The organism is Streptomyces curacoi (assembly GCF_001513975.1).
In the GTDB taxonomy this organism is placed as follows: Bacteria; Actinomycetota; Actinomycetes; order Streptomycetales; family Streptomycetaceae; genus Streptomyces; species Streptomyces curacoi.
In genome coordinates this window covers 739,478-748,299 of sequence record NZ_KQ947987.1, presented here as the reverse complement: position 1 = coordinate 748,299, position 8,822 = coordinate 739,478, and the positions used below count along the sequence as shown (strand labels likewise).

Below are 8,822 nucleotides of genomic sequence, written 5' to 3'. Positions count from 1 at the left end.
GGGGAACAGCGCAGCCGCCGATCAACTCGTGGAACTCACGTCCGAGTAGCCGCACCTCGTCAGCCACACATGCCAGGCGCAGCGGGGGAAGACAGACGGCTCCGGCCGCCGTACTCATTTGCCACTCCTGGCTCCCGCGCGACCCGGCCCAGGCAGCCGGCCATCGCCGGGGCGCCACGTGCCCGATCGACTCCCGCGGCCGGCGAGCACCCTCCGGACCACTACTCGACGACTCGACCGCCGTCCCTTCAACGAGAAGACGTCAGTACCAACATACGGGGGAAGTGTGGAGAAACACTGCGCACCCGACATACTCGACGAACTCAGCGATGCCCCCGTCCCACCGGCCGATGGGACGGACCTCAGAGAGTTCTGCCTACAGATCTTCGGCCACCTCTCGCGCGTCGACCAGCGCCGCTGGGCGCACGCCTACGTAGAGGCCCTCCTCGCCACCCCTGGCAAGAAGTCCATCCGGCGTCTGGCCCGCACAGTCTCCTCCTCTCCCGCCGCAGCGCAGTCACTGCGCCAGTTCGTCAACGCCAGCCCATGGAGTTGGGAGCCGGCCCTGCACGAACTCGCCTCCTGGGCCGCAGGACACGGCTCGGCCGGCTCCTGGTCGATCGGCCGGGCCTTCCTGCCCAAACGCGGTGAGCGTTCGGTCGGGGTGCACCGCCACTACGACCCGTTCTCCAACCGCACCCTGAACTGCCAGGTGGGGTACGGAGCTTTCCTGAACATCGGTGCCGCGTACATACCCGTGGCCTGGGAGCTGTCGCTGCCCGGGCCGTGGACAGACAGTCCCCAACTGCGCCAACGTGCCCGTATTCCCGCCGTCGAACGCTACCGTCCGCCCTGGGCCCATGTCCTCGGCCTGGTGGACACCCTCGCGGCACGCCTGAAGCCCGCCCCCCTGGTGGCGGACCTGGACGACGATCAGGACGTGGGACACCTCGTCAGCCGCCTCACCCGACGTGGTCACACCTTCGTCATCGCGGTGCCGCGCAATCTGCCGGTGATCGTTGACGAACGCCTCGGCACCCGCCACACGCTGCCCGCCGCGTCGCACTTCACGCTCCCGAGCGGCCCGCTGGACAGGCTCGCCCTCACCGCGCCGGGCAGCGGGCGCCGCCCCACCCGACTGCTGACCGTGCCAGTGCACCTGCAGGGGACGAAGTCCGGCGCGCCGACAGAAGGGCCCTACCAACTCTTCACCGAGATGGGGGAGGACAACCGCCCCGGCGCTGTCTGGCTCACCAACCTTCCGCATCGGCGCCTCGCGGACGCCGTCAAACTGACACCCCACGCGGCCGGCCCTGCGGTCGCCGTGACCGCGATGGCCCGCTGGTTCGGACTGCTCGACTTCGAGGGACGCTCGTTCCCCGGCTGGCACCATCACATGAGCCTGGTCTCCGCCGCATACGCCTACCGCCGCCTGGGCCGGTCATCACGACGGCCCCGCGGCGCCTCTCCCGCACGCCGGGCCACCGCCCCTGCCCCTGACGCAGCCGCCAGCGGGTTCGGCAGGGCCCGGTAACGTGCGTCGGCACCGTCGGCGTTCGTCCAGCGCAGGAGCAGGTTCGTCTTGCCGGGCAGGGTCGGCGCAGTGAGCAGGGCGGTGATCTCCGGGAGGTCGTGGCGGGCGAGTTCGCGGCGTGCGGCGGGCCAGGGGTCGAGGGGCGGGTGGCGTTCGGCCAGCGCGCCGGCGACCTCCACGAGATGGTTGACGACCAGGCAGTACACCAGCCGCTCCCAGCCGGCCGCACGTGTCACGTCCGGCAGCAGCTTCACGCCCTCGGCGTCCCGGAACAGCGCCTGTACCGGCATGCCCTCGGCGTCGACGGCGACGAGCGTGTTCTGCAGGTGCGCTTCGAGTACGACGCCGTGGTCGGCGAAGGCCGCGAGGGCGGGCGGCACGACCGCGCCCAGGTACGCCTCCCACCAGGCCGCCGGGTCCGTCGTACCGTCGAGCGGGCTGCCCTCGAAGCCCTCCACGAGGGCGGCGGCCAGCAGCGGCGTCGTGCCGGGCGGCAGACGGTCGTGGAAGCCGTCGCGGACGAGGACGGCGAGTTCCTCGAAGGCGAAGCCGGCGGTGCGGTAGGCGCGGTCGCTCAGCCAGGCCGCGCGGCCGGTGGCGAGGGCGGCCGTGGCGGCCGCGTCGGTGCGGCGCAGCCTCAGCAGGTCGTGGCGCCAGAGCCGGCGGATGTCGTTCGTGATGCGCACATCGAGGCTGAACTTCAGGAAGAGGTCGCGCTCGGGGGCGTACAGGGTGCGGACCGCGGCCGTGGGCCACAGGTCGAAGTCGGTGGTGCCCAGCCGGATGAGCCTGCCGTCGGCGAAGGCCGGTGCCGCATCCACGAGGTCGAGCTGCCAGGGGTGGGCGGGCAGCAGCCGGTAGCCGGGCGGGGCCTGGCCGAGGGTGTCCAGGGCGGAGGTGTCGCCCTCCTCGACGACCGCGTCCTCGCGCACACCGAGCAGCGTCAGCGGGAAGCGGGCGTGCGCCTCGGGGGCGTACGGCAGCCAGGCCGCGACCGGGCCGCCGCCGCGCGCCTTGGGGGCGGGGTGGCAGGGGTGGCCGGTGAGGAGGGACTGCTCGGAGCGCAGGTAGGCGTCGTCCGGCGGCATCGCACGCGCGCGTGCCGTGAGCAGCGCGGCCACCGCGTCCCGGCTGTCGATCATCTCGGCGGGCAGTTCGTGGTTGGACACACCGGTGTGGCGGCGCAGCTCGTCGGCGACGAGTTTGACGAGTTCGGTGTGCCCGATGCGCTGCCAGGCACCGGCCACCCGCACCTCGGGCTCGGCGGGCCGCCGCTCGCCGAGGACCCGCAGCAGGCGGCCGGAGACGGGCAGCCGGTACACCCGCCGCTCCGTGTGCGACGCGCTGGGATCCAGCCGGTCGGGCTCCTCGGGCCGCCCGCCCTGCTCCGCGGGCTCCCGGAGCGGTTCGGCCACCTCGCGCAGCAGGCAGTTGAGCAGGGGCGTGACCGCGTAGGCGTCGGCGCGTTCCGTGACGTCGGCTGCGGGTGGCGGGTTGAGGTGCACGCGATCCACTCGTTCTCTACGGTCCGTTCAGGCGGGAAGACGATCAGTATGTCTGTCGTCGGCGCCTGCCCGACGCCCTACTCGTACCCGAGGAGCCCGCCCGTGCACCGTCCCCCCAGCGCCGAGGCCGAGGTCGCCGCCGAACTGGCCGATGTACGCCCGGAGTTCGCCTCGCGGTACGCGGCCGAGCTCCCCGGGGCGCGGGCGGCCGTGCTGACCCGGCTGTGGCGTGCGCTCGCGCACGAGCCCCTGCCCTGGGTCGCCGCCCGCGAGCCCGGCCGGGAGGGCCTCACCCTGCGCCTCTTGGACGGCCGCCGGCTGCACGGGCCGCACGCGGACCCGTACGCCACCACCGCGTACGTCACCGCCGTACGGCTCGACGAGACGACGTACGACGATCCGGCGAGGCTGCTGACGGCCCTCTCCGTACCGCACGGTACGTCCTTCGCCGCCGAACTCGGCCACAGTGTCGCGTCGTTGGCCCTGGCCCGGGCCGGGCAGGACGCTCACCCGAAGGAGTGGCCCGGGCGTGACTGGGAGTGGGAGCAGCGGGTGGTCGACGGGCATCCGTTCCATCCCAACTGCCGTTCCCGGCCGGGCTTCTCGGTCGCCGAGCAGTTCGCGTACGGGCCGGAGCACCGGCCGGTCGTCACGTTGGGGCGGGTGCCGGTGCGGGCGGACGAGTGCCTGGTGACGGGCGAGTGGCCGCAGGACCTGCGGGACGGGGGGCGGCTGCTGATCCCGGTGCATCCGTGGCAGGCCGAGCATGTGCTCAAGCGCCCCCACGACGACGGCATCGCCGCGCACCCGCTGATGTCCCTGCGCACGCTCGCCCTGCCCGGCGGCCCGCACGTCAAGACCGCGCTGAGCGCCCGGCTGACGTCGTCGGTACGGGACATCTCGGTGTACTCGATCGGCCTGTCGGCGACCCTGTCGGACTTCGCGCAGACGCTGGCGGCGCGCATGGACGGGCTGCTGCACATCACCCGCACGCTGGGTGCCGCCACGGCCCACTCACCCGACCTGGCGGCGGTGCTGCGCGAGTCGCCGCAGGAGTACGCGGGGCCCGGGGAGCGGGTCGTGCCGGTGGCCGCGCTCGCCACCACCGAGCTGCCCGGATCCCCGGCGTGGCTGGCCGAGTTCACGCGGCTCGCCCTGACCGTGGGGCTGCGGCTGCTGGAGCTGGGCGTGGCGCTGGAGGCGCACGGCCAGAACCTGCTCGTGGTGCTGTCCGCGAGCGGCTCCCCGGTGCGCCTGGTCTACCGCGACCTCGCCGACATCCGCGTCAGCCCGGCCCGGCTGGCCCGGCACGGGATCCCGGTGCCGGAGCTGACCGGCCGGATCGTCACGGACGACGAGCCCACGCTGCGCCGTAAGCTGTTCGGGTCGCTGGTGGCCGGCTCGCTGGCGGGCACGGCCGGTTCGGGGGCCGCGTTGCGCGGGGCGCTGGAGGCGGTCGTACGGGATCTGCCGGGCACCACGGATCTCGCGGCACTGTGCGCGGAGCCGCTGCCCACGAAGGCGTTGACGCTGATGCGGCTGTCGCCGGGGACGCCCGGGGATCAGTGGGCCGAGCTGCCCAATCCGCTGGTCGGCGATGGGCCCTGACCCCGTTTTGGAGCGGAACACCTCTGATCAATAAGATCCGCCGATGATCAGAACACAACGGCTGGCGGCCGGGGCCTGTGCCCTGCTCGCCGCGCTCACGGCCGGGATCGCGTTCCCGGCCGGGGCGGTCGCCGACGAGACCACCGCCACCGCCCCGAAGGTCAACCTCGTCCTCGACGTGAGCGGCTCGATGCGGGCGCGGGACATCGACGGCCAGTCCCGGATGGCCGCGGCGAAGCAGGCCTTCAACGAGGTGCTGGACGCGACGCCCGAAGGGGTCCAGCTCGGCATCCGCACCCTGGGCGCCAACTACCCCGGCGACGACCGCAAGACGGGCTGCAAGGACACCGCGCAGCTCTACCCGGTCGGCCCGCTGGACCGCACCGAGGCCAAGACGGCGGTGGCGACCCTCACGCCCACCGGCTGGACGCCGATCGGTCCGGCGCTGCTGAAGGCGGCCGACGACCTCGACGGCGGCGAGGGCTCCAAGCGGATCGTGCTGATCAGCGACGGCGAGGACACCTGCGCCCCGCTCGACCCGTGCGAGGTGGCCCGGGAGATAGCCGCCAAGGGCATCGGGCTGACCATCGACACGCTCGGCCTGGTCCCGAACACCAGGATGCGGCAGCAGCTGAGCTGCATCGCCGAGGCCACCGGCGGGACGTACACCTCGGTCGAGCACACCGACGAACTCACCGACAAGGTCAACCAGTTGGTGGACCGGGCCGCCGATCCCGTGGTGGTGCCGGAGGCCGTGGCCGGCGCCGGCACCTGCGCCAAGGCTCCGAAGCTGTCGTCCGGCCTGTACACCGACCGCGAGGAGTTCGGGCAGCAGCGCTGGTACCGCGTGAACGTCCCGGACGGCTGGGAGCTGCGCGCCTCGGTGAGCGTCGCGGCCGACCGCGCGGTGAGCCCGGCGTACGGGCTGCTGCTGCGGGCGGTGACCGAGCAGGGGCGGGAGATCGTGCGCGGCGAGGCGGCGGGCAACGGCCGTACCGATGTGATCTCGACAGGGCTGCGCTACCCGAAGGCCGAACTGGAGGAGGCCGGGGACGGCGCGCTCCCGCCCGAGACGGTGTGCCTCCAGGTCACCCACTCCTTCTCGCCGGCCGGCGGCGTGAAGACCACCCCCGGTCTGCCCCTCGAACTGACCGTCGACGTCGTGCACGGGCCCGACGAGTCGAGCGACGTGGCCTCCTTCGGGCTCGGGCGCGGCTGGTGGCTGCTCGGCGCGCTGATCCTCACCGGCTTCCTGGCCGGTCTCGTCTGGGGCTGGCTGTCGCGCTGGCGGGTTGCGGTCTGGAGGACCAACTGATGCGGATCACACGTGTGTTGAGCGCCGCGGCGCTGATGCTCGGGCTGGCGGTCACTCCGGCGGTCGCCGACTCCACGCCGTCGCCGAGCGCGTCGGAGGACGGCGGCGCGCCGACCGAGGCGGGCACCTCCTTCCGTACGGCGACGGAGATCGAGCAGGGCCAGACGGCCACCGCGAGCGGCTCCACGGGCGACTACCTGTACTGGTCGTTCCCCGCGGACGCCGGACAGCGCCCCACCGTCAGGGCGACGGTGAAGCTGCCGGACACGCACGCCGCCGAGACCTGGCAGATCGACGTGTACGACGGCCTGCGGCGCCGCCAGTCCTGCCAGTCCGGGGCGCAGACCCGCGCCGTCGCGGCGGACGCCGCCTCCGTCGAGGTGGCCTGCGTCCTGCGCACCGTGCGGGCCTGGTCGGAGCCGTGGGCGGGCGATCCGCTGCCGGGCACGTACTACATCCGGCTGACGGTCGTCGACCTGGCCACCTCCGACCTGGGTCTGCCGGTCGACGCCGAGGTGCGGGTCGACTCCAAGGACATCGGCGGAGCGGCGGCGGTGGACGGGGAGCTGGCCCATCCGCTCGTGCCGGGGGCGGGCGCCATCTCCGAGAGCGGCGAGGACGAGTACACCAAGAAGACACTGCTCGCGAGCCTCGAACCCAGCGGCGGCTGGGCGTCCGGCTGGTGGTCCGACCGGTGGGTGTGGACGGCGATCGGCGGCGCGCTGGCCGCGCTCGCGGGGATCGGCGGGTACGCGCTGACGCGCGGTTCGGGACGGCCCTCGCGCGTGCCGCCGGGAGCCTGACCCCTCATCACAAGGGCCCGCTGTCCTCGACAGCGGGCCCTTTCGTCATCCCTCCCGCAGCACCTTGGCGAGGGTTCCGTCACCGGTGACCTCGATACGGCCGTCCCGAACGCCGTCGGCCACGCTCAACTCCCCTCGCGCCACCGCCTCACACGTCCCCGAGTCCAGCACCAGCCGTGCGTCCGGCTCCCCGGGAGCGGGCCCGTCCCCGTAGACCGGGCCGTCCTCGGCGCCGACGTGCAGATGGAAGTTCCCTTCCTCCAGCCGGACTTCGACCAGCCCCTCGCCTTCCAGCGACCGCAGCACAGGCAGCGCGAACCAGTGCGCGCGCACCGCGTCGGTGGGCCGCCGCTCGCCGAGCTCGGCCTCGCCCCACTCCCCCAGCGCCTGCAGCACCGGCAGCAACTGCCGCCCACGCGGGGTGAGTTCGTACACGTACGCCGCTCCGGGCGGCGGCAGCCGGCGCCGGGTGCTGATGCCGTCCCGCTCCATGTCCTTCAGCCGGGAGGCGAGTACGTCCGTGCTGACGCCCGGCAGATCGGCGTGCAGGTCGGTGTAGCGCCGCGGACCGGCCAGCAGTTCCCGGACGATCAGCAGGGTCCAGCGGTCGCCGACGACGTCGAGCGCGCGGGCGGCGGAGCAGTACTGGTCGTAGCTTCGGCGAGGTGACATGCGACGCAGTCTAGACATGTTGTTGGACTTTCCAAGCTCGAACTTGGTAAAACCAAGCAACACACGAAAACCGGAGGGGCGAGCACGCATGGAGTTCCGGCAGTCGAGCAAGCTGAGCGAGGTCTGTTACGAGATCCGCGGCCCGGTGATCGAGCACGCGAACGCGTTGGAGGAGGCGGGCCACAGCGTCCTGCGCCTGAACACGGGCAACCCCGCGCTCTTCGGCTTCGAGGCGCCGGAGGAGATCCTCCAGGACATGATCCGGATGCTCCCGCAGGCTCACGGCTACACGGACTCGCGCGGCATCCTCTCCGCCCGCCGGGCCGTGGCCCAGCGGTACCAGACGCTGGGCCTGGAGGTCGACGTCGACGACGTCTTCCTCGGCAACGGCGTCTCGGAGCTGGTCTCCATGGCCGTACAGGCGCTGGTCGAGGACGGCGACGAAATCCTCATCCCGGCCCCGGACTTCCCGCTGTGGACGGCCGTGACGACTCTCGCGGGCGGCAAGGCGGTCCACTACCTCTGCGACGAGCAGGCCGACTGGTACCCGGACCTGGACGACATGGCGTCGAAGATCACGGACCGCACCAAGGCCGTGGTCATCATCAATCCGAACAACCCGACCGGCTCGGTCTACCCCAAGGAGATCATCGAGGGCATCCTCGACCTCGCCCGCCGGCACGGCCTGATGGTGTTCGCCGACGAGATCTACGACCAGATCCTCTACGACGACGCCGTGCACCACTCGGCCGCGGCCCTCGCCCCCGACCTGGTGGTCCTCACCTTCTGCGGCCTGTCGAAGACGTACCGGGTGGCCGGCTTCCGCTCCGGCTGGCTGGTGGTCACCGGCCCGAAGCAGCACGCGAAGGACTACCTGGAGGGCCTGACCATGCTGGCCTCCATGCGGCTGTGCGCCAACGCGCCCGCGCAGTACGCCATCCAGGCCGCCCTCGGCGGCCGCCAGTCCATCGCCGACCTCACCGCGCCGGGCGGCCGCCTGCACGAACAGCGCAATGTGGCCTGGGAGAAGCTCAACCAGATCCCCGGTGTGTCGTGTGTGAAGCCGATGGGCTCGCTGTACGCGTTCCCGCGCCTCGACCCCAAGGTGTACAAGATCCACGACGACGAGAAGTTCGTCCTGGACCTGCTGCTGCGGGAGAAGATCCAGGTCGTCCAGGGCACGGGCTTCAACTGGCCGGCACCCGACCACTTCCGCATCCTCACGCTCCCGTACGCGGACGACCTGGAGGCGGCGATCGGGCGGATCGGGCGGTTCCTGAGCGGGTACCGGCAGTAGCCGGTGATGTCCGCGGATTCGGGGTCGCGGAGAGCGTGGATGCCATAGAGTGCGGCCACTGATCTCAGGGATCGGGGGACGGGGGAAC

7 protein-coding genes are annotated in these 8,822 nt (G+C 72.4%); 5 read left to right on the top strand and 2 right to left on the bottom strand.

All coding sequences use genetic code 11. The features are described 5' to 3' along the window. Positions 1 to 286 precede the first annotated feature (286 nt). A complete protein-coding gene (locus AQI70_RS16645; RefSeq protein ID WP_062149954.1) occupies positions 287 to 1,534 on the top strand; it encodes an IS701 family transposase in 1,248 nt (415 codons plus the stop codon). On the opposite strand, the gene AQI70_RS16640 is transcribed toward AQI70_RS16645, so the two are convergent. Next, a complete protein-coding gene (locus AQI70_RS16640; RefSeq protein ID WP_425264614.1) occupies positions 1,423 to 3,039 on the bottom strand; it encodes an IucA/IucC family protein in 1,617 nt (538 codons plus the stop codon). The genes AQI70_RS16645 and AQI70_RS16640 overlap by 112 nt on opposite strands. Before the next feature lie 102 nt (positions 3,040 to 3,141). Here AQI70_RS16640 and AQI70_RS16635 point away from each other — a divergent pair, with 102 nt between their 5' ends. Genes AQI70_RS16635 through AQI70_RS16625 form a run of 3 tightly spaced genes read left to right on the top strand, consistent with a single transcriptional unit; the run spans position 3,142 to position 6,765 of the window. Continuing rightward, positions 3,142 to 4,647, top strand: a complete 1,506-nt coding sequence (locus tag AQI70_RS16635; protein WP_062149951.1) for an IucA/IucC family protein — start codon at positions 3,142 to 3,144, stop codon at positions 4,645 to 4,647. A gap of 43 nt (positions 4,648 to 4,690) precedes the next feature. After that, positions 4,691 to 5,962: a VWA domain-containing protein gene (locus tag AQI70_RS16630; RefSeq protein ID WP_062149947.1), complete on the top strand. Its 1,272-nt coding sequence runs from the start codon at positions 4,691 to 4,693 to the stop codon at positions 5,960 to 5,962. Beyond that, positions 5,962 to 6,765 carry a hypothetical protein gene (locus tag AQI70_RS16625; RefSeq protein ID WP_062149944.1) on the top strand — a complete coding sequence of 268 codons (804 nt, stop codon included), beginning with the start codon at positions 5,962 to 5,964 and terminating at the stop codon, positions 6,763 to 6,765. The genes AQI70_RS16630 and AQI70_RS16625 overlap by 1 nt, the downstream gene beginning before the upstream one ends. Positions 6,766 to 6,810: 45 nt before the next feature. Here AQI70_RS16625 and AQI70_RS16620 read toward each other — a convergent pair whose 3' ends face one another. Continuing rightward, complete coding sequence (locus AQI70_RS16620; RefSeq protein ID WP_062149941.1) at positions 6,811 to 7,437, bottom strand: winged helix-turn-helix transcriptional regulator; 627 nt, start codon at positions 7,435 to 7,437, stop codon at positions 6,811 to 6,813. Between the two features lie 88 nt (positions 7,438 to 7,525). Between AQI70_RS16620 and AQI70_RS16615 the strand changes: the two genes are divergently transcribed. Continuing rightward, on the top strand, positions 7,526 to 8,734 hold the full coding sequence (locus tag AQI70_RS16615; protein WP_062149938.1) for a pyridoxal phosphate-dependent aminotransferase: 1,209 nt from the start codon (positions 7,526 to 7,528) through the stop codon (positions 8,732 to 8,734). Positions 8,735 to 8,822 lie beyond the last annotated feature (88 nt).

Bases quoted from the DNA above. Each gene is read 5' to 3' on its own strand.
- AQI70_RS16630 (WP_062149947.1), top strand. From the start codon at position 4,691: ATGATCAGAACACAACGGCTGGCGGCCGGGGCCTGTGCCCTGCTCGCC.
- AQI70_RS16620 (WP_062149941.1), bottom strand. From the start codon at position 7,437: ATGTCACCTCGCCGAAGCTACGACCAGTACTGCTCCGCCGCCCGCGCG.
- AQI70_RS16625 (WP_062149944.1), top strand. From the start codon at position 5,962: ATGCGGATCACACGTGTGTTGAGCGCCGCGGCGCTGATGCTCGGGCTG.
- AQI70_RS16615 (WP_062149938.1), top strand. From the start codon at position 7,526: ATGGAGTTCCGGCAGTCGAGCAAGCTGAGCGAGGTCTGTTACGAGATC.